20 protein-coding genes are annotated in these 21,465 nt (G+C 39.9%); 7 read left to right on the top strand and 13 right to left on the bottom strand.

All coding sequences use genetic code 11. The features are described from left to right. Positions 1-38: 38 nt before the first annotated feature. Both CWC11_RS15350 and ycaO read right to left on the bottom strand, forming a co-directional pair. Complete coding sequence (locus CWC11_RS15350) at positions 39-3,398, bottom strand: ATP-binding protein (RefSeq protein WP_138683406.1); 3,360 nt, start codon at positions 3,396-3,398, stop codon at positions 39-41. 134 nt (positions 3,399-3,532) lie between these two features. Further along, positions 3,533-5,293 (bottom strand): 30S ribosomal protein S12 methylthiotransferase accessory factor YcaO, encoded by a 1,761-nt coding sequence (gene ycaO, locus CWC11_RS15345; RefSeq protein WP_138683405.1) that lies wholly within the window; start codon positions 5,291-5,293, stop codon positions 3,533-3,535. A gap of 156 nt (positions 5,294-5,449) precedes the next feature. Here ycaO and CWC11_RS15340 point away from each other — a divergent pair, with 156 nt between their 5' ends. From CWC11_RS15340 to CWC11_RS15325, 4 genes are all read left to right on the top strand, one after another. Beyond that, positions 5,450-7,735, top strand: a complete 2,286-nt coding sequence (locus tag CWC11_RS15340; RefSeq protein ID WP_138683404.1) for a penicillin acylase family protein — start codon at positions 5,450-5,452, stop codon at positions 7,733-7,735. A 58-nt stretch (positions 7,736-7,793) separates the two neighbouring features. Then, positions 7,794-8,642, top strand: a complete 849-nt coding sequence (locus CWC11_RS15335; protein WP_138683403.1) for an MBL fold metallo-hydrolase — start codon at positions 7,794-7,796, stop codon at positions 8,640-8,642. 88 nt (positions 8,643-8,730) lie between these two features. Beyond that, positions 8,731-10,263, top strand: coding sequence for a bifunctional GNAT family N-acetyltransferase/carbon-nitrogen hydrolase family protein (locus CWC11_RS15330; protein ID WP_138683402.1), 1,533 nt, complete (start codon positions 8,731-8,733; stop codon positions 10,261-10,263). Then, on the top strand, positions 10,263-10,580 hold the full coding sequence (locus CWC11_RS15325) for a DMT family transporter (protein WP_055015872.1): 318 nt from the start codon (positions 10,263-10,265) through the stop codon (positions 10,578-10,580). Before CWC11_RS15330 ends, CWC11_RS15325 begins: the two co-directional genes overlap by 1 nt. A gap of 82 nt (positions 10,581-10,662) precedes the next feature. On the opposite strand, the gene CWC11_RS15320 is transcribed toward CWC11_RS15325, so the two are convergent. Further along, entirely contained in the window at positions 10,663-11,541 is an 879-nt protein-coding gene (locus CWC11_RS15320) for an EamA family transporter (protein ID WP_171038435.1), read from the bottom strand. A 255-nt stretch (positions 11,542-11,796) separates the two neighbouring features. Here CWC11_RS15320 and CWC11_RS15315 point away from each other — a divergent pair, with 255 nt between their 5' ends. Next, on the top strand, positions 11,797-12,180 hold the full coding sequence (locus tag CWC11_RS15315; protein ID WP_138683401.1) for an MAPEG family protein: 384 nt from the start codon (positions 11,797-11,799) through the stop codon (positions 12,178-12,180). A 73-nt stretch (positions 12,181-12,253) separates the two neighbouring features. Here CWC11_RS15315 and CWC11_RS15310 read toward each other — a convergent pair whose 3' ends face one another. The 3 genes from CWC11_RS15310 to CWC11_RS15300 all read right to left on the bottom strand — a co-directional run bounded on the left by CWC11_RS15310 (position 12,254) and on the right by CWC11_RS15300 (position 14,641). Continuing rightward, on the bottom strand, positions 12,254-13,465 hold the full coding sequence (locus tag CWC11_RS15310; protein WP_138683400.1) for a M56 family metallopeptidase: 1,212 nt from the start codon (positions 13,463-13,465) through the stop codon (positions 12,254-12,256). Positions 13,466-13,474: 9 nt separating this feature from the next. After that, on the bottom strand, positions 13,475-13,849 hold the full coding sequence (locus CWC11_RS15305; RefSeq protein ID WP_138683399.1) for a BlaI/MecI/CopY family transcriptional regulator: 375 nt from the start codon (positions 13,847-13,849) through the stop codon (positions 13,475-13,477). 99 nt (positions 13,850-13,948) lie between these two features. Beyond that, positions 13,949-14,641 (bottom strand): pseudouridine synthase, encoded by a 693-nt coding sequence (locus tag CWC11_RS15300; protein ID WP_138683398.1) that lies wholly within the window; start codon positions 14,639-14,641, stop codon positions 13,949-13,951. Positions 14,642-14,731: 90 nt separating this feature from the next. Between CWC11_RS15300 and CWC11_RS15295 the strand changes: the two genes are divergently transcribed. Beyond that, entirely contained in the window at positions 14,732-15,037 is a 306-nt protein-coding gene (locus CWC11_RS15295; protein WP_138683397.1) for a DUF6482 family protein, read from the top strand. A 41-nt stretch (positions 15,038-15,078) separates the two neighbouring features. After that, a complete protein-coding gene (locus CWC11_RS15290; protein WP_138683396.1) occupies positions 15,079-15,486 on the top strand; it encodes a GNAT family N-acetyltransferase in 408 nt (135 codons plus the stop codon). A 10-nt stretch (positions 15,487-15,496) separates the two neighbouring features. Here the strand turns inward: CWC11_RS15290 and CWC11_RS15285 are convergent, their stop codons facing one another. The 7 genes from CWC11_RS15285 to dapF are packed head-to-tail and all read right to left on the bottom strand — an operon-like array spanning position 15,497 to position 21,445. Further along, complete coding sequence (locus CWC11_RS15285) at positions 15,497-15,853, bottom strand: HopJ type III effector protein (RefSeq protein WP_138683395.1); 357 nt, start codon at positions 15,851-15,853, stop codon at positions 15,497-15,499. A 31-nt stretch (positions 15,854-15,884) separates the two neighbouring features. Beyond that, positions 15,885-17,189 (bottom strand): hypothetical protein, encoded by a 1,305-nt coding sequence (locus CWC11_RS15280; protein ID WP_138683394.1) that lies wholly within the window; start codon positions 17,187-17,189, stop codon positions 15,885-15,887. Positions 17,190-17,212: 23 nt separating this feature from the next. Next, entirely contained in the window at positions 17,213-18,319 is a 1,107-nt protein-coding gene (locus CWC11_RS15275; protein ID WP_138683393.1) for a retroviral-like aspartic protease family protein, read from the bottom strand. A 25-nt stretch (positions 18,320-18,344) separates the two neighbouring features. Further along, positions 18,345-19,052: an HAD-IA family hydrolase gene (locus CWC11_RS15270; RefSeq protein WP_138683392.1), complete on the bottom strand. Its 708-nt coding sequence runs from the start codon at positions 19,050-19,052 to the stop codon at positions 18,345-18,347. A gap of 10 nt (positions 19,053-19,062) precedes the next feature. Then, positions 19,063-20,010, bottom strand: coding sequence for a tyrosine recombinase XerC (locus CWC11_RS15265; protein WP_138683391.1), 948 nt, complete (start codon positions 20,008-20,010; stop codon positions 19,063-19,065). Further along, on the bottom strand, positions 20,007-20,618 hold the full coding sequence (locus CWC11_RS15260) for a DUF484 family protein (protein ID WP_138683390.1): 612 nt from the start codon (positions 20,616-20,618) through the stop codon (positions 20,007-20,009). Before CWC11_RS15260 ends, CWC11_RS15265 begins: the two co-directional genes overlap by 4 nt. Then, a complete protein-coding gene (gene dapF, locus CWC11_RS15255; protein ID WP_058547704.1) occupies positions 20,615-21,445 on the bottom strand; it encodes a diaminopimelate epimerase in 831 nt (276 codons plus the stop codon). The genes CWC11_RS15260 and dapF overlap by 4 nt, the downstream gene beginning before the upstream one ends. Between the last annotated feature and the right edge of the window lie 20 nt (positions 21,446-21,465).

Here is a 21,465-nt window from a genome sequence, read left to right as displayed (position 1 = left end):
ATCTCAAATTAGTAAGCTTATTTTACTAGCTTACACCTTTATTGAGTGCCAAGCCATTGTTCAAGTTTTGGTTGTAATGCGGCTAAATCAAGCGGCTTGCTTAAATAATCGTTCATGCCAGCAGCTAAGCATTTTTCTTTATCGCCCTGCATGGCGTTTGCAGTTAACGCAATAATAGTAATATTTTGATTACACTTACCGGCATCACCTTCACGAATTGCTTTAGTGGCTTGGTAGCCGTCCATTTCGGGCATTTGGCAGTCCATTAAAATAAGCTTGTATGGCTTACCTTGTTTTGCATTAAGTTTTACTATTGCATCAAGCCCATTTTCTGCAATATCAAAACTAACACCAGCTTGTTTTAACAGGGCAGAAGCAACTACTTGGTTAATTTTATTGTCTTCTACTAATAGTAATTGGGGCTCAGTAGAATCGGTTATTGGTGCTTTAGTTAGCTTGTTTTGCAGCTGAGCTTGGCGTTGTTGTTGCTCTATAAATTTATCGTTAGTGAGTGAGTCAAATAAATCTGAAGGAGTAAGGGGTTTGAAAATCATGCAATCAACTTTCATACCTAACTTTGAGCTTTCTTGGGAGTAGCTCATCGGAGCCATAATTACTAATTTACAGCCATGCAAATTTATAAAGTTTTTTAAGGTTGTAATATGTGCTTGGCGTGCTTTTTCAAAAAAGTAGTAATCAACTAAAATAGCACTGAGCTTAACTTCTGAGTTATTTAAGTGCTCTGTTACTTGGCTGTAATCGTTAATACATTTTACTTTGGCGCCCCAAACATTAAGTTGTTTATGCGCTGTGTTAGCATTTAAAGTGCACTCATCAATAATTAAAATATGCTTATTTTTAATTAAGTGACTTGGTAAGTCTTGCTCTTTACTCAAGCGAGGCTGTATTTGTATGCTGAACGAAAATGTACTGCCCTCATCAACCATACTTGTTACGCTTACTTCACCATTCATGAGTTCACAAAGTTGCTTAACAATAGCAAGCCCAAGCCCTGTGCCGCCGAATTGGCGAGTGGTTGAAGCATCGGCTTGAGTAAATGAATCGAATAAAGAGTTTTGCTTTTCAGGCTTTATACCAATACCGGTATCAATTACAGAACACTGCAAAAACGAACCATCTGTTGTTTCTTCAACGCGGGCCGTCACAATAATTTCGCCATTTAAAGTAAACTTAACAGCATTACCGAGTAGGTTATTTAATATTTGGCGTAACCTATTAGGGTCACTAATTATTTCACTTACCGTAATTTGTGTTGCGTCTAAAATAAGCTTGGTTTTATTTTGTTCTACCTTTAATGCAAACGATTCAACAACTTCGCCTAGTAGTCTGGGGAGGTTAAATTGCACGTTTTCGATATTGAGCTTACCGGCTTCTATTTTAGAAAAGTCTAAAATATCATTAATTATATTTAAAAGTGATTGAGCCGATGACTGAGCCAGCTCTATATGATGCTCTTGCTGCTGGTTAAGTTGGGTTTGCTTTATAATATTAAGCATACCCAGTACCCCATTCATGGGAGTACGAATTTCGTGACTCATACTCGCTAAAAATTCACTTTTAGCCTCTACTGCCTGTACTGCAGCATCCTTAGCTGTAACGAGTTGCTCTTCTGTCTCAATACGTTTTTGGCTTGAATGTAGGCTACCAATAAGTGCCGCAACAGCTATTAAAAAACTCTCCTCATTACGAGACCATAGTTTAGTGCTTTGGCATTGCTCGGCGCATACAACACCAAGTGCCCCCGAGCCTCCAGGAATAACTACACATAACATAGACTGAATGTGTAAAGGGTCTAAATAGTGGGCTTTTAAGGGTTTTAAAATAGGGTGGTTAAGTGCATCGGGTGCACTAAATACAGCTTGATGATCTATAGCGTTAAAAAAGTCTTTAGTGTTTTTTCTTAGCCAAATAGGGTCGCTATTATCACTAGAGGATAGAGTGCTGTGTATCGCAAAAGGATTTAATTGGCTTTTATCGTCATTAAAAAACCAAATACTGGCACGTTTTACATCAAATGCCTGGCAAATTGCCTGCGTAATTACGTCTTTTGCTTGGCTTAATTGCCCGCTTAATATGAGTTTATTTACAGTGAGTGAGGCTAAAATTTCGTTATGTAATGCAATTTGGTTATTTTCTAGTTCGATTTTTTTACGGGTATCTATATTTTGAATTGAGCCAAAAATACGAATGCTACGACCATTTCTACGCTCAACTTCACCGTGTGCAAGCACCCATATTGTTTTACCTTCAGCGTTTATAACTTCAAGTTCAACTTCGTAGCTTTCACCAAGTTTTATGGCACGCTCAATTAATTTAGCTATTTTCTCACGGCTTTCACCCGGCTTAAAATAACCTAAGTCGTTTGGCCATTCAGGTTGAGTATCAAGCGGGTACTTAAATATTTTTTTGGTCATATCTGACCAGTAAACTTGCTTAGTATCTAAATTAAACGACCATGCGCCTATTTGCGCTAAATCGCTCATGGCTTCAAGCATTTTTTCGTTTTGCTGTTGGCGATTAAGCATTTTTAAAAAGAAGAAAAAAGCCCAAATCAATAACCCACAAATTATGATAATAGCAGAGCGCAGTGGCCATATTGCCGAGTTTGGAGGGTTCCAACCTATTTTAGGCGCGACATAAAGCTGCCAATTTCCACCTTGGAAACTTAATGTAAACTCCAGAGGGTTTTGTTCTGTTATGTTTTGATCTCCATAAAAAAACTCCCCTTTTTTACCAAGCCCATGGCGACCTTGTAATGCTACATTGTATTCGCTTTCTAGCTCTAAAATGCCTGAATTTTTATACACTTTGTTAATATCTAAAACAACAGAAAGTAATCCCCAAAAGCGGTTTTCCGGCGGTATATACACAGGTACACGTGCGATAAGTGCAATGTCGCCTTGTATTAATTTAAGTGGACCCGCCATGACAATTGTATTGGTATCACGTGCTCTAATTGCATCAGCGCGTTGGTTTTTTGCTTCTAAAAAATTTAAGCCGAGTGCTTTTTCATTGCCTTTTAAGGGGTAGGTCATTTGAATGATCATATCGGGAGCGCCACCGATATTACGAAGTTCATTAGAGGTTTTAAATAGTGGCCCAGCAATTTGTTCAAATTGAGCTTGTTGTAAATCAGGCTCTGCAGCAACGGCAACACCTAAACCACGCACTAGCTGAATATTAGAAACTAAAATAGATTCAAGCTGCGCTCGGTAGGTGCTCACTTCTGAGAGAATTTGTAATCTGTGTGCATCTTTTACACGGTTGTAATTAATGCGATCGAGCACAATGCTCACCAATATAAGAAGAGTTAGAGATAAGCAAAAGGTCAGCTTAAAGTTATGAACTTTGTTTTTATTATTTTTTGGTGGCGACATTTATTACATCGTGCTGTTATTTTAGGCATATTAACTATAGCCAATTAATTGCACAAATAAAAATGGCGCTAATAAATTAGCGCCATTTTATTTTTATAATTAGTAGTTTAGCTATATTAGCTCAACTATTAGTATTAACTATCGGCAACTTCACGGGCCCAGTGGTTTTGCTTAGCTACATGTAACTTACGGTAGCCATCAAGTAAAGCTGCGTGCTTTTTAAAGCCGTTAAGCGATAAACCAGGGAAGGTTAAACCATTAAATAATTTACGGCCTTCTGCAATTTCAATTGCAAGCGTTACGTTGTCGCTACCAAACATTAAACCAAGTGCATCTTGGTAGTCGGCGTATTCACGCTCGTCATCGTATTTAATTTCAAGAATGGCTTTTAAGCAGCGGAAATGGCGCATTGCCTCTTCGTTTACTTGGCCTGTATGCAGTATCCAATCAACCCAATCGATTGCTTCTTCGCTGCCTGCGGCTAAACACAGGTGCGCTTTAAGCTCACCAATACGCAGTGTGTGCCAAGGTGTATCGGCATCGGTTGCAAGGCCAATAAATTCAGCAGCGCGAATAATATCGCTGTGGCCGGCTTCTTCTAGGCTGTCGTAAATATCCATCCATTGCTCGGCATCGTACTGATCAAGCGATAGGAATGCTTCACGGAATTTAGCGCCTTCGTTGTTGTTACGCCAAATAAGCTCATCTACTGGGTAAATGTCTGACATGCCCGGTACTAAAATTCGACATGCATACACGTTTAGGTGCGTGTAATCCATAATATAAATGTCGTGGTTCATGCTATGAATTAAATCTGTACAGAAGTTGTATTCTTGCTCTGTTGTACCGCTAAAGTCCCAGTGTACAAAGTCAAAATCTGCTTCGGCACGGAAGAAATCATGCGAAATCAAACCGCTAGAATCAATGAAGTGTAGTTCAATGTTTTCAGGCGTTGCTACTTCGTCGTTATCGAACGTGGCTGGTTGGAACACATCAAGCTGATCAAGGCGACGACCTTGTAGTAACTCAGTAACAGTACGCTCAAGGGCTACTTCAAATGAAGGGTGAGCACCAAACGAGGCAAATACAGAGCCATCTGTTGGGTTAATCAGCGTTACGCTCATTACTGGGTATTTACCGCCTAGTGATGCATCGGCAATACGTAAATGAAAACCATGGCTGCGTAGTTCTTCACATGCTTCGTGAATTTGTGGGTACTGTTTAACAACGTCTTCAGGCACGATTGGTAAACAAATACCTTCTGCGATGATGCGGTTTTTTATAGCGCGTTCAAATACTTCTGATAAACCTTGTACACGCGCTTCAAACTTGGTGTTACCTGCGCTCATACCGTTAGATACAAAAATATTACCAATCACGTTTACTGGAATGTACACGTCTTGGTTATCGCGTTGGCGCGTGTATGGCAATGTACAAATGCCGCGCTCGTTATTACCCGAGTTAAAATCAAAAAGGTGTGATGCGTTAAGTTCGCGCTCTGGGTCAAAGTAATCCCACAGGCTTTCGTCCATTATGCCCTCAGGCACTTCTTCACCTTCAACTTTAAACCATTTTTCGCTTGGGTAATGAGTAAACTCGCCGTTGGCAAATTCTTCACCTAAGTAAAAGTCAGCAAAAAAGTAGTTACAGCTCAAACGCTCAAAGTATTCACCTAGCGCAGAGGCAATAGATGCTTTATCGGTTGCGCCTTTACCATTGGTAAACATAACACCGCAGTCGCTGTCTTTAATATGAACCGAATAACAGTTAGCTACAGGATTAAGCCAAAGCGCTTCCTCAACGTTAATGTTAAGGGCTTTAAGCTTGTTTTGCATGGTAGAGATTGACGATTCTAGGTCGCGGTCTTTACCTTTGATAAATGTTTTTTCAGTCATATTAATCTCAACTAGTTCTGCACATGATGTGGAAGCGACATTATCGTGGATTTTGATGTTTATTTCACCCTTTGTGAGCAAGAACATTATTATTTAATAAAACTGTGGTTATTATATGCTCATTCTGCGTAGTATAAATTTTTATAGGGAAGGTTGATGTTTAAAGTAATCAAACGGTTATTGTTATTAATTGTGATTTTAGCGCTTGCAGGCACAGCGGTAGTATATGGTGTGCTGACTTTGAGCCTGCCTGCACTTGATGGCAAAGGTCAAAGTAGTCACGTAAGTAATAACGTTAAAATATCGCGCGACTTACTAGGGCAGGCTGTTATTAATGCCAATAATAGAAACGATGCCGCTTATGGATTAGGTTATGCGCACGGACAAGATCGATTTTTTCAAATGGATTTATTAAGGCGCAACGCCGCAGGTGAGCTAAGTGAGTTCTTTGGCAAAGCGGCCCTTGGGCTTGATAAAAAAATGCGCTTTCATCAATTACGCAAACGCAGCCGCGCTATTTTACAAACCCTCCCAAAAGCCGATAAGCAGTTATTAAAAAGCTACGCACAAGGCGTTAACGAAGGGCTGGCACAGGTAGGGTATGCAAGCTTTGAATACCTACTAACAGGCGGGGCGCAAAAGCCTTGGCAAAGTGAAGACAGCTTATTAGTGATATTTAGCATGTATCTTGATTTACAAAGTGCAACGTTTGAGCGTGACCAAGCACTAATTCAAATTGAGCAAGCTTACGGGCAAAAAATGGTTGAGTTTTTAACGCAACCAAGCCAATACCAAGCGGCGCTTGATGGCAGTAAACTTACGCCTTTTACAGACGATATACCTACACTTCCAGTGCAAGCACAGCGCACGGTTAAAAATATTCAAGCAAACCAAGAGCGCGGCAGTAATAACTGGGCCGTAACCGGTGCGCATACTCAAACGGGTGCAGCAATGCTCTCTGACGATATGCATTTATCGATGGCGGTGCCGGTTATTTGGTACAGAGCGCAGCTTAATTACACGCAAAATACTAAGCAATTTCAAATAACAGGCGTATCGCTACCTGGCGCACCCGCTATTGTGGTGGGTAGTAATAATAAAATTGCGTGGGGCTTTACTAATGGCTACATAGATACCGCTGATTGGATAGCGCTAAATGATGACAGTAAAACATGGCAAGTAAATGAGCCAATAGCGCTGCCAAATAATGAAGTTGAAAACTACCCATTAACGTTAAGCGAATATGGCCCCGTAAAATACATTAATAAAAAACCCTACGCACTTAGCTGGGCTGCACATAAGCCTTACGCGGTTAATATGGAATTAGTAAAACTTGAACAAGCAAGTACGGTTGATGATGCATTAGCAATAGCGAGCAATGTGGGTATTCCGGTGCAAAACCTAATGGTGGTTGATAGTAAAGGCAATGCAGCGTGGAAGCATATGGGCGGCATACCAGCGCGTAAAATGCCAAGCGAGTTAAGTGTAAAAACAAAACAATATTCTGCACTTTTTGAGCAAAATGAAAATGAGCGCCCGTTTGTTAAAAACCCGCAAAGTGGGCGATTATGGACAGGTAACTCACGTGTTGTATCGGCCATAGATAACAGCCGCTTTGGTAACGGTGGTTATGCACTAGGGGCACGTTCAAGCCAAATACGCGATAGATTATTTGAAAAACAAACCTTTGCCGAGAGCGACTTTTACGCGCTACAGCTTGATAACCAAGCCCGTTTTTTAATGCCTTGGCATACATTACTGCTTAATCAGCTTAAAAAAGATAAAAGCAAAAACAAGCAATACATTAGCGAGCTTGAAAACTGGCAGCAGTGCGCATGTGCAAGCTCTGTAGGTTATACGTTAGTTAAGCGCTATAGAAGTGCATTAATAAATACTGTTTTTGCAAGCATGGAGAATAAGCTCAATGAGCAAATCGGTACACTTAAATACGTAAAACGCGATCTAGAGCCGGCAATATGGCAGCTTCTCAATACACGACCCGATTCGTGGGTAAACCCTGAGTATAAAAATTGGGATGAGCAGTTATCAGGTGCATTTAACCAAACAGTGACAGCGCTTAAGGCAGAGTATGGAGATAACTTACAAAATTGGCAGTGGGGCAAAGTAAATGCGCTTAACATTGAGCACCCGTTTGCTAAACAAATGCCAATACTGGCTAAATTTTTAAATATGCCAATTGCGCCTGGATTTGGCGATAGCTACATGCCCGCAGTGCAAGGTAAAAGCTTTGGTGCGTCGCAGCGCTTTATTGCCCAGCCTGGGCATTTAGAAAATGCCATTATGACAGTGCCTGGTGGGCAATCGGGGCATCCGCTATCTGAGTTCTACCGTGCAGGCTTTAGTGATTATGTAGAGGGTAAACACACGCCTTTATTGCCACAAACGCTTATACATCAAATAATAATAGAGCCCGCTCAATGAACTAAAATATAGCTAAATACGTTCTATATTTATTAATTCATATAACAGGTAAAAAATAATGAAAAAAATACTACCCGCATTAATCACAGGCTTATTACTCAGTAGTACAGCGCATGCAGATGAGCACCCAGTAACCGCTGAAAAGTTAAGTGACCACGTATACGTATTATTTGGACAAGGCGGCAACATTGCAGCAAGTGTTGGGGACGATGGTATTTATATTATTGACGACCAATTTGCCAAGCTCTCAGATGATATTAAAAAAACCATTAGCGATTTAAAACCCGGTAGCGCGGAATTTGTAATTAATACGCATCATCATGGCGATCACACCGGTGGTAACGAAAACTTTGCTAAGGCCGGTGCGCATGTCATTGCGCACGACAACGTGCATAAGCGATTAGAAGAAAAACACGGTGCAAACTCAGATTACCTGCCACGTATTAGTTTTGGTCACGATTTAAAGCTGCATTTTAATAACGAACACGCGCATGTAGTGCATTATGCGCATGCACATACCGATGGTGACTCGGTTATATTTTTTAATAACGATAACATAGTACACATGGGCGATATTTACTTTAACTTTGGCAGCTTGCCGTTTGTTGATGTAGATAGCGGCGGCAGTGTTGATGGAATACTAGCGGCCGTAAATGACGTTATTAAGCAAATAAACGAGCGCACCATAGTGATACCCGGACATGGGCCGGTAAGTGACCGTTCAGGGCTAGTAACGTATGCTAAACTTGTTCAAAAAGCTAAAGATTTAATGCTAAATGCAATGCAAAATAACGCAAGCCTAGAGCAAGTAATTAAAGCCGATCCATTGGTAGAACTTGGCCTTGAATACGCAGGCTGGTTACCAAAAGAGAAAGTGACTACACTCTTTTATCGTAGCTTAAAGTAGTACGCGTAACGTAAAAAACATGATACAAAGCTGAGTGTACTTTAGCGTACATTCGGCTTTTATTTTATTATGCCCAAAGGAGTTGTGTATGTCGGCAGAAAAAACCCACCTAGAAATTTGTAACTTAACAAAAGAGCAGTATCCGCAAATTAAAACCTTGATGGATCAGGCTTATCCCGATTTAGGTGGCGCATGGCCAAGCCATACTATTTTTAGATTGATAGATCAGTTCCCTGAAGGGCAAATAGGCATAGTGGATGATGGCGTGCTGGTGGGCTTAGCGCTGAGCGTGCAAGTAGACTACACGCGTTTTTCAAACCCACATACCTATGAAGACATAGCCGATGGCCATGATCGCGTATTTAGCGATACCGATGGCGATGCTTTATATGGCTTAGATGTTGCTATTAGCGAAACTCACCGAGGCATGCGTTTAGGGCGCCGCCTTTATGATGCCCGTAAAGAATTGTGCCGCCAATATAACTTACGCGCTATTTTAGCCGGTGGCCGTATTCCACGTTATTACAATCACAGCAGTGAAATGACACCAATGGAATACATTGAAAAGGTTGACCAAAAAGAGCTTTACGACCCAATTTTAAGCTTTCAGCTTTCTAACGACTTTCAGGTAAAGCGGTTACTTAAAAAGTATCTGCCGGAGGATCAAGAGTCTGTAGGTTACGCCACCTTACTTGAGTGGAATAACATAATGTATGAGCCAACCGACACCGTGCTCGAATCTACTAAATCAATCGTGCGCGTAGGCGCGGTGCAATGGCAAATGCGCTGCGTTGAGTCGGTTGAAGAAATGCTAAAGCAGGTTGAATACTTTGTAGATACGGTATCTGACTACAAAAGCGATTTTATATTATTTCCTGAGTTTTTTAACGCGCCACTTATGGGCTTAGGCGATCAAAATAATCAAACCGAAGCAATCCGCTATTTAGCGGAATATACAGAGACGTTTAAAAACGCGATGTCGCGTATGGCAATAGAATACAACGCCAATATTATTACTGGCTCTATGCCGCTTGCCGAAGACGATAAAATTTATAACGTAAGTTACTTATGCCACCGTAGCGGTAAAATAGACGAGCAGCGCAAAATACACATAACCCCGCATGAGCAAAATGATTGGGTTATTCAAGGCGGCGATAAAATTGCCGTGTTTGATACCGATGCTGGGCGTGTAGGTATTCAAATTTGTTACGATGTAGAGTTCCCAGAGCTTTCGCGCATACTAGCTAAGCAGGGGCTTGATATACTCTTTGTGCCGTTTTGGACCGACACTAAAAATAGTTATTTACGGGTTCGCCATTGTGCGCAAGCGCGCGCAATCGAAAACGAATGTTATGTAGTTATTGCAGGCTCAGTGGGTAACTTACCTGAGGTTGAAAGCCTAGACGTACAGTACTCGCAATCAGCTGTGTTAACGCCATCTGACTTTTCGTTCCCGCACGATGCAACACTCAACGAAGCCACACCTAATACCGAAATGTTATTATTTAGCGACCTTGATATGGATAAGCTAAAAATTCTTCATAGCGAAGGTACGGTGCGCAATTTAAAAGACCGCCGTGAAGACTTATACGACGTAATTTTGAAAAAGAGAGATGTTTAATGGCATGGGTTTATTTAGTCATTGCAGGTCTGCTTGAAATAGGCTGGCCAATTGGTTTAAAGGTATCGCAAAACCCGGATACTCGTTGGCAAGGTATTGCAATGGCAATTGCATTTATGGTGGCCAGTGGCTTTATGTTATGGCTTGCACAAAAGCAAATATCAATGGGGACGTCTTATGCCGTATGGACAGGAATAGGTGCTGCGGGGACGTTTTTAGTGGGTATATTATTTTACGGTGATGCAGCCACGTTTGGCCGTATTGCTGGTGTACTGATGATTATTTGCGGTGTGATAACGCTAAAAATCAGCTCTTAAAAAGAGCGCTTAACACTTGCTTTAAAAGTTATAAGCAGCTTTACAGTAGCGCAGGTTTAAAATCCTGCGCTTTTTTATGTTTTTAATTTGGTAGCATCACCAAAATAGCGGCAATGGCTATTAAAATTAAGCCCGCGGTATCTTGTTTTTTAAGTGGCTGTTTTAACCAAAGTACGGCGATTAGCATGGTAAAAAATACCTCTACCTGACCAAGCGTTTTAACATACGCTACGTGTTGTAAACTCATTGCACTAAACCAGCCAATAGAGCCTACACAACTAAATATACTAATTGCTGTTGTAATGCCTTTATATTGCCAAAGTTTGCCAAGCGTGTGTGGCTCTTTAACTAATAAATAACCCAGTAATATAAGTGTTTGTAGGCTTATTACAAACAGTAAAACCCATGCAGCCGAGTGCGGAAATAACAACCCTGAATTTAAGCTCGCTTCACGTACCCACAGCGATGTAAGGGCAAAGCTTGTGCCGCAGGCAAGGCCAAGTAACGCTGTTTTGGCATCAAAGTGTTTTACGCTGGTTATACCGCTAAGTAATAGCACTGCTATGGCGCCTAAAAATACACCCAGCCAACCAAGAAGACTAAGCGCAGAGCCAAAAAACAATACCCCTAAAATAGCGGCTACTAAGGCTTCGCTTTTAGCAAGGCCTGCACCTATGGCGTAATTATTCATTTTAAACAGTTTTACCATTAAGCCAGTGGCAAGTATTTGCATAACGCTTGCGCCAATAATAAAACCCCAAAAGGCATGATTAAAGGTAGGCATGGCTGTATCTTCATATTGATACAAACCATATAAATACACCGCAGCAATGGGGCCGGCTAAAATAAAACGCGAAAGGGTTACGCCAGCTACACTTGCATGTGTGCTTAATTTACTTTGCAGGGCATTTCGCCATGCTTGCATAAAGGCGGCTAAAAAAGTGAAAAAAATCCAGATCATGGGGGTCGTCGGTAAAAAAATAAGGTCTATAAATTAACAATCTTTAGTCATTAAAGCGATGTATTAAGGGTGATAGTGAATATTCCTCACCTGCGACATTATGCCGCACTGCTTTATAGGTAAACTTAGCTATAGTAAGAGTGATGTTATTGTTTAGCCGCCTGCGTATGTCATAAAACGTATAGGCGGCTTTTTTGTGTATGTGTGTTATATGTATTGGTCAAATAACTAAATTTATAAATAAGAGAATACATTATGACTACATTAGTGGTGTGTGCAATATTAGCTGTATTAATGCCTTATTTTGCAAAAGTACCTGTGGCTGTTGCGATGGCAAAGCTTGGCCGGTACGACAATAAACACCCACGTTCCCAACAAGAAAAACTAACTGGCTTTGGTGCTCGGGCGCTCGCTGCTCATCAAAATTGTTTTGAATCGCTTACTGTTTTTGCCGTTGCTATTGCAGTGGTGCTCGGTACTAACTCGATTAATGCAGTAACCGAAACCTTGGTGGTTACTCATATAGTTTCGCGCACTTTGTATTGTATTTTTTATTGGTTGAACCTAGATATTATACGTTCGTTAGTGTGGTTTATTGGTTTAGGTACTGCCATTGCCATGATTGTAGTGAGTATTTAATTTTATTGTTAAAACCACAAAGCAAGCGGCCTAAAAGGGCGCTTGCTTTGTGCTCTTGCATAACTAAATAGTATTAATGCGATACTTTAATTCGCTCGATTAGATCGGTATTAGCAACCTCGCTGTTTATAGCAAAGTCTAACTGTACGAGTACATCATTAAAGCCTGCCTCAGAGATTTTATACTCCCACTTTGCCAAGGCTTCCTTAGCTGATTTATCAAAAACGTCTGACGGCTTAGATTGAATTACGCTAATGTTTTTTGTTCTGCCATTGGCGGCAATATCGTATTTTAATACAACCGAGCCGCTAATGCCTTGCTTAGCTGCTTGAGCAGGATAGCGTGGCTCAATTCGAATGGTTGGCCAAATGTGATCTTGTTTAGCACCTTCTACTTGCGGTTGCTTTGCAATAGCGAGAGTACTTAACATACTTGCTGCAACAAGCAGTAAACCACCTTTGGCAAAGCGAGAGTGATTGCCACTGTGCTTTATATTGGTAAGTCGTTGTAACATGGTTTTTTTATCTCCGTAATGTGAATAAGCCATTAGGCCTACGGGCGTTGCTGCCGCGCAGTTAACTAAGGCTTTGCTGTATAAAATGTGTTGGTGTGTGGTTTTATTGGCAAGTACCCGTTCATCACAAGTCAGCTCTTGTAGTCGACGCATGCTTGCGTAACAAAACCAAGCAAGTGGGTTAAACCAAAGTAAAATAGTGGGTAGCAGCATGAATGCGTTTGTTAAGTTGTCTTTGCGTTTAATGTGTACGTTTTCGTGCTCTAAAATAAGCGCCAATGTGGCTTTATCAAACTGGGTTTTATAGTTGCTCGGTAACACTAGCTTACTGTTTAAAATACCCACCACCATTGGTGTGGCTACATGTTGGCTGATATAAGTTTTAGCACTTGTAGTAAGTGTATGGTTAAAGTGTGTTAGCTCAGTTAGCTGCAGGCTTTTAACAAAACGAGTATGTGTAATAAAACTGGCTATTAATAACCCCGCAGTAATAAGTACATACATGAGTGCCCAGCTAATACCCATTTCATGTGTAAAAGGCTGGTTAGGGGTAATTAAGTAATGGCTAATATTGCTATTTTGCAGTGGTTTAATCGCATTGGGTAAATTAGCGATAACTAATGCCGCAGGCAATAACCACGCTAACTTGTATACAAACCGCGCGCCAAGGGTTTTTAAACCAAATCGCTCGAGTAAAATAAATCCACAAAACAAAATACTTAATAGTAGTTGTTGCTCAATTAACCAATTAAATCCAGTTTGAATAACCATGTTAATCCCTTACTTTTGGTTTTTTTCCCAGTCATCAATGACTTTTTTAAGCTCGTTTATATCTTGCTGAGAAAGCTGCTCCGATTTAGCAAAACCGCTTACTAGCGGCGCTATGCGGCCACTAAAAAAGCGTTCTATAAAGTTTTGGCTTTCTTTTAGGGTGTAGTCGGCGCGCTCCATACAGGGAGTATAAATATATTGGCGACCGTCCTTTTCAAAGGTCAGTGCGCCTTTTTTAACTAATCGACCCAGCAAGGTTTTAATGGTTTTTTCGTGCCATTGTTTGTCATCGCTTAAACGCTCAATAATTTGGCTGGCAGTTGCCGGGTAATTAATCCAAAGTGCATCAAGCACGTCGAATTCTGCTTTTGATAACTCAATCATTTTGTTGCCTACAAGTGTAATCTTCAACTTAAGACTACACCTGTAATCTATTTTTGCAAGGTTATTTTTTAACTTTTTTGTACGCTATTTAAACGAAGGTTAGATTTTTGAAATATCAGTTTTACTAATTTGTATGTAGTGGTTTTCAGGGAGGTTTAGTTTTGAAAGAGCAAGTTCGCTAAATTGTGCCCGATATAAATCAATTACTTTAAAGCCGCAGTAATACGCCATTTTACGTATTTGTCTGTTAAGCCCTTGCTTTAAAATAATACTAAACTGGTTGTCAGCTATTTTTGTTACTTCACACGGTAAGGTTACTTGCTTATCTACAGGTACCCCAGCGGCCATTTTTTCACAAAACTCATTATTAATAGGTTTATTTACCGTCACTAAATAACGTTTGGGCTGGTGGAAATCAGGGTGAATAAGTTGATTACAAAAATCACCATCGTTGGTCAAAATAAGCAAGCCCCGAGAGTCTTTATCTAATCGGCCAATAGGATAAACACGGGTAAGTGTAGGTAAGTGGTGAATAAGGCTCGTAGGGTCATCTTTATTTAATTTGCAGTCAATACCTACAGGTTTGTGGTACGCAAAATAAACTAGCTCGGCTGCGCCTTTAACTGCTTGGTCATTAACTATTACTAAGTCTTGCTCGTCAACGTGATCAATATGATTAGCAGGGCGATTATTTACCGTTACTACTCCTTCATCTATTAAGCGCGATGCCTGTTTACGAGAACAAATACCTGCATGGGCAATATATTTAGCGAGTCGAATTTTTGTGCTCATAACGTGTGATGCCAGCGACTAATAAAAATTTGATCGCGATTATAGCAAAGCTGCGTATCGATACTGTTAAATTTAATTAAGGCAAAAATTATGGGTATTAAATTTTCACAGTTAAAAAAGCATGAGCCGCTACAAAAAGTCATTGTTCACTCGTTAGATATGGCGCTTTATCAAGTATCAGTGATGATCAATAACGTTGAATATTATGTAACAGAAGACAGCGGTGAATTTTTAAGATCACTAAGCCCACTGCATGTTCAAAAGCGTTTTGATAAAATAGCCTATGCCGAAATGGTACTGCGCCAAACAAGCGCTTACGATGAAATGTGCGGCCAACCCGAAAAAACAAGCAGTAATTTACTAGAAGTACCTTATGGTAAAAATAACCTTTTTTAATTAAGTTTGTTTGCTAGTATCTGCTTCTTTAAGGGCGGTACATGTATCAATTAAAAGCAGATAATACCGATGCGTTAAACTCAGTGCTTCGCACTAAAATAGTTGACTTTAACGCGCAGCACTTTGATGCGCAAAGAGTGCCATTAGGCTATAAATTTGTTGATGAGCAAGGTGAGCTTGTTGCAGGTATTAGTGGGTGTGTGTTTGGAAATTGGCTGATGATTAGTTGGCTTTGGTGTAGCGATGTAGTGCGAGGTCAAGGGCTTGCAGATAAGTTACTAACGGCACTTGAACAATCAGCTATTGAACTCGGTGCAACGACCGCTCAGCTTGATACACTCGATTTTCAGGCTAAGCCATTTTACGAAAAGCGCGGTTATAGTGTTAAGTATCAACTTAATAATTATCCGCGCTCTGGTACGCGCTACTTTATGGAAAAGTCGCTTTAATTTTTGCTGACTACTTTGCTTTTAGCGGCTCGCCTTCAAAGGTAACGCCCAAAAATGGCGTTGCCTCTGGCGCTAACATAAACGTGCGAATGTTCATGTGATCATCGCCCTTAGGGTTTTGTAGTACGTCTTCACGGTAAAATTTACCAAAGCAGTCCAATGTATTTTGTTTACTTAAATCGTTTAATTTAGCAAACGCAAAAATTTTACATGAACCGTTGTTCTCACTTGCTGAGCTAAGTAACCCGTGGTTATTAAATTCACATGCAGTAAAATCGTAGTTTGCTTCAATTACCGCCATTGTATCGGTAAATTGAATACTTTTTGGGTTATCTGCGAGTTGCTGTAAAAAATCTAGTAGTAACATTTTTATCCTTTTAATATAAAAATATAAGGGATTAGTAATCGTTGCTAGTAAGCTCTGCACTTAAAAGCTTTCCATTATAAATATAAAAATAACCATCCCAGTATTGTGATGTAAATTCTGCTGAATCAAAAAACTCATCGTAATTGCCTAACTTAGCAAGGCTTGCAATAGGGTCGTTGTATTTCACACCTGAAAAATCCCAACTGTGTCCTTGTTTAAAGTAATTTGCTAATGCCGAGAGTTTTATATTGTTAGTAGAGATAGGTTCAAAAAGTTTTAATTTGGCAATAAAGTTAGCCTTTTTATATAAGAACTCGCTGCATGGAGTAACACTGATATTGTCTTCAGATGAACTGATTAGCTTTAATGATGTGTTTATATTTTTATCAATATTACCATCGTTTTTGGCGATAAAGCTTTTAATGCAGTGCTTATTGAATGCGATTTTGCCTATTAGCTGCCCTTGAGAAAGTCCTATTAGCCTTTGATCTACTTCAGTGTCTGATGACTTATAATATGCGGTTTCAACATCTGCAAACTCTTTCTTTAATACCGTTATTTGTAAAGGCGTTATAGAAGTGGCTGCTTCTACAATCTCATCATTACTAAGCTTGATTTTAAGCTCTTTATTTTCCAACGTGAGCACATTATTAATTTGCATGGGTAATAAGTTTAAATGGAACTGATAGCCTACTAATTGATTATTAACAAAGTGAAAAGCATGGTGCCTACCATATACACGTATTCTTTTGCTTTCATTTTTTAATTCAAGGCTGTGTAACCCCAGCAGCTGAGTTACTTCTTGTGTGCTTTGCCCAAATTTGGTGTCAAAAAAGTGCTTTGATGTAATTAACTTACTATCAAATTTTTTGAATGCAGGTCGGTCATCACTATTTGAAAGAATTGTTATCTTTTTTTCTTTTGATTTCAAAATTCTGAAGGTATGTTCTCCTGCAATAAAAGTAGCTTCAGACATTGCTTGGTTTTCATTGCAATGTTTGGAAGGTGTGAAGTGAGCGGTATAAAATAAACGTTTTTTAATTGAGTTAGAAGAGGTCGATTCTTGGTTAACGTCCCTATTCATTACGAACCTTTCTTTAACGTAGATTTGAGAGTTAGCAGCTAATGAATTTTTAATTTTTTTGTACTCAAATAAAGCTTCGGTTCTTAAGTCTTGCTGTGCTTTAACTTCACTATCTGACTGAAATAATGACATTTGAGTCTTAATTGTAAGTTGCTCTGAAATAGCCTCACAACTTTTGTCTTTTACAAAATAATTTGCTGCCATAGCACTACATTGCCAAAAACAAAGTAGTGTAAATAGTAGAGTACGCATAAACTTCCTTTTATTATTTTTGTTTATTTAGCACTCAACTCTAACTCATCTGTTTGCTGATTTATATTAAATTTAAATCGCGATAAAAAGTTCATTCCTAACAAACCTTGGCCGCGGGTATTTTCGATATTGAGCACTTCAAAGCCGTAAATAATTTGCATCCCCACTTTAAACGACTCAATTTGATAGCGCTTAACTTTAATTTGTCCATTTGCAGTGTTTACGGTTACATCGCCTAAATAAAGTGGTCTTGGTGAGAGTTGGCTAAGCACATCACTCGAAAGAGAAGTAATGCTTGCACCGGTATCTATCATTAGTTCGCTTTGCAGTGAGTTATTTAGCTCGCTATTAATTAAATAATGCGCGCCGTAAGGGGTAAGGGTAATAAAGTCATCTTGCAATTGAGCCTTATTAATTAGTGTTTTTAGTGTATTTACGTCTGTTTTAAGAGGGTTATTACGAGGCATACGCTCAAGAGTGGTTAATGCGCTTATAAAGTCATTTTGCTGGTAATAGGCATAAGCAAGTGCGTATAAAAAATGACTATTGTCGTTTTGATAATCAAGCCAAATTTGGGTTTGTTCGATAATTGCTTGCCAATTTTGCTGCTCACTTAAACTATGAAGCTCGTTTTTAGTCAAATTTTCCAACCGCACATTTGCAGTGCTTTGCTGTTGCTCATTTAACAACGGGTATAGTTCAAATAAAGCAATAATTGCATTTTGTATTTGCCCACTATTTATTAAGTAATCGACCTGCAATGTGAGTAGCTCTGTATTGTAAGGGTCTTGATCTAATAGTGTGTTTAACAATGGTTCGCTAAGAAATAAGTTCGTATTTAGCCATGTTTTTAATTGCAAAACCCACGAAGAGTAAAGAGTGCGAGCAAGGGCTGGAGAGCGTTGCTTTAGTTGCTGGTAAGTATTAAACGCCTCGTCAAATTGGTGTTGCTCAAATTGTTGTTTAGCCTTAGTAAGCAGCTCATTATTAGGCGCTTTAATGGGTTTTGCAGAGTTTTTTTGGATTTTTTGTTTGCCAACAACCGCTACTTGTTCTGGCCATAGCAGGTAAGCATTGAGGCTAAGTGAGCCAATTAATAGTAAGGTTATTAGCTTGGTATAATGGCTCATTGAAATCTCTTCGTTGTATTTTAGGTTATTTAATAAAATGTGCTAAGGCATGAATATTCGCTATTTCAACATCGGCAAGTCCTTTATAGGCATAGTTAGCGCCTTGATCGTTTAGCCATACCGATTGGCAGCCCGCATTATTAGCACCTTGTACGTCTGTATCAAGGCTATCGCCAATGTGTAAAATTTCACTTTTAGGAATATCTAAATGCGCCGCGGCTTTATCAAATAATGTTTTATGAGGCTTTGCTTTACCGTGCATGCCCGCTTGTAACACGAGCGAAAATTTATTGTGTAAATTAAAGCGTTCTATTTCCACATTACCATTAGTGATGGCAACAAGCGTAAAATGCTGAGCTAAATTATCAAGTAGTTTTAGTACGTCGTCACTGACGACTATTTTGCTACGTGCGTCAGCAAAAGCGTTATACGCTGCATTTGCATGGTGCTCTACATCATCGGCGTTTAAGTTTAATTTAGAAAGCGCTAAACGCAGTGTATGTTGGCGCCATTTGGTCACGTTATCGGCAAGCTCAGGTGATTGTAATACTGCTTCGTTACGACATTGCTGCCAATATTTAGGGCCTTGCTCTAGGTAGCTCGGCAGTGCACTTAAGTAATCTTGCTGCGCTTTAACCGCCGCTTTTATTATTGGATGGTTGTTGTACAGCGTGTCGTCTAAATCAAAGCTCATAACAGAAAAAGGGCGAAGAGCACGATTAAATCGGATCATAGTTATTTTCCTAATCGGTTTGTTTTTTAGCGCGAGGATGGGTGTTGTCGTACACCTTGGCTAAATGCTGAAAATCTAAATGCGTATACACTTGTGTAGCCGACAAACTACTGTGCCCTAATAGCTCTTGTACAGCACGTAAATCGCCAGAGGATTCTAAAATATGAGAAGCGAATGAATGGCGTAATTTATGTGGATGAACCTGCGAGCTAATACCTTGTTTTATTCCCCACTCTTGCATACGAAGGCGAACCTGACGCACCGAAATACGGTTTTTTTTACTACTTAAAAACACGGCTATTTCATCGGGTTTTGCAAATTGGCCGCGTATAGTCAGCCAACTTTGCAGGGCACTTAATGCTTTTTTGCCAACCGGAATTAAGCGCTCTTTGTTGCCTTTACCACGCACTAAAATCTCTCCGTTTTTAGTGTTTATGTCTTGCATGTTAGCGCCAACTAACTCACTAATGCGAAGCCCAGAAGAATACATTAGTTCCATCATGGCTTTATCTCTTATAGCTAATGGGTCGTCGTCGTTTATTTCTAGCAAGCTTGCCATTTGATCTACATCGAGGTTTTTTGGAAGTGGCTTTGAAAACTTAGGCCCTTTAATCCCTTGTGCAGGGTTATGGTAATGAGATTGCTGTGCAATATTTTTGGCTTTCAAAAATTTATACAAACTACGAATACAGCTTAATTTTAAACTAATTGTTCGCCCGCTTAATTGCTTTGAACGAAGCGCCATACTGTAGCGACGAATATGCTCGCCTTGTACGCCAAACCAGTCATCACATAATTTACTAAAATAAAGCGCTGCAAAGCCAAGTTGGCTTACATACTGATTTACAGTGTGCGCTGAATACTGCCTTTCGTATTTTAAATATTCGCTAAATAAAGTAATAGGCGTACGCCAGTTATCGCTTAAATCGCTAATATTTGGCGTGGGGTTTTCGTTCATGCAAGTTCCAACAGCCTTAGCTGTAGGGCACGTACAAAGTCCAGTACAAAGAGGTTGTCTTGTGCGGGTTCAAAGTGGTTAGCATCGTTACTACCAAAGGCTAAAATAGCCACTGGCTTTTTGCTATCACCAATTAAATAGATAGCTGCCGATTGGGTTTTATCGCTAAATAATAGCTCGCATTCTTGTTGATTAATACGCCCTAAATAATACGTAGAATGTGTAAGGCGATGATCAATAAGGTCGTTATACTGCGCTGTGTATTTAATTAACTTACAGTCACTTATATTAGGACTTGTACAAATTATATTGGTTAAGTTACTGGCAAGTGTATTGAAGTCGTAATTGCTCCAAAGCTGGCTATGGCACTGGCTAAATAATCTATATACAAGCTCGTTTTGTTTTGCATGTTTACTCATGCTCTCTATTTGATTTTTTAACAGTGTATTGTGCTCACGTAGCTGGCGCTGCTGTATATGCACCAGTGAAGTAGCACCTTGCTCTTTTTGTTGAAGCTCAAGCTTTGCAAGTAAGTGTGGTTGCTCAATTAAAAAATCAGGATGATGAGTTAAATACTCAGCAACTTGCTCTTTAGTTAGCTCGCTCATAATGCTACTTGCCCATCAAATACATGCTCGGCTGGGCCAGTCATGCGTACAGGGTGGCCTTCGCCGCTCCAGCGTACTTGCAATGTACCGCCTGGTAAATCAACTTGTACCGTGGTGTTAAGTTTGCTTTGAATATGGCCAATAACCATAGCTGCACATGCGCCAGTACCACAAGCAAGGGTTTCGCTAACGCCGCGCTCCCATACTCTGAGTTTTATATGATCTTGCGATACTACTTGCATAAAGCCGATATTGGCACGATTTGGAAAACGTTCGTGGTTTTCCAGCAGTGGGCCAAGTACATCAACTTGTGCGGTCGTTATGTCGTCAACTTCTAATACGCAGTGCGGGTTACCCATAGACACCGCGCCACTAAATACAGTGTGCTCTTGTGCTCTTATAATATAGGTAAGTTCACGCTTGCTGGCTTTGAGCGGTATTTTGGCCGGCTCAAAGTTAGGATGGCCCATGTTTACGGTAACTTGGCCATCTTTTTCTATGTATAGCGTTAAGTTGCCCGATTTAGTCGATACGCTAATTTTATGTTTGTTGGTTAAGCCTTTCATACGCACAAAACGGGCAAAACAGCGTGCGCCATTTCCGCATTGCTCTACTTCGGTGCCATCGGCATTAAATATACGATAATGAAAGTCGAGATCGGGTGAGTATGGCGCTTCTACCATTAGCAATTGGTCAAAACCAATGCCAAAGTGGCGATCAGCCAGTTTTTTTATTTGATCTCGTGACAAAAACACATTTTGTGTAATGTTATCAATTACAACAAAGTCGTTGCCTAAGCCGTGCATTTTGGAAAAATTAACTAACATAGCGCTCTAATTCGGTTTTG

It is taken from the genome of Pseudoalteromonas sp. S3178, from assembly GCF_005886985.1.
Taxonomy (GTDB): domain Bacteria; phylum Pseudomonadota; class Gammaproteobacteria; order Enterobacterales; family Alteromonadaceae; genus Pseudoalteromonas; species Pseudoalteromonas carrageenovora.
The sequence above is the reverse complement of the archived record's forward strand: the minus strand, read 5'-3'. Positions and strand labels throughout refer to the sequence as shown.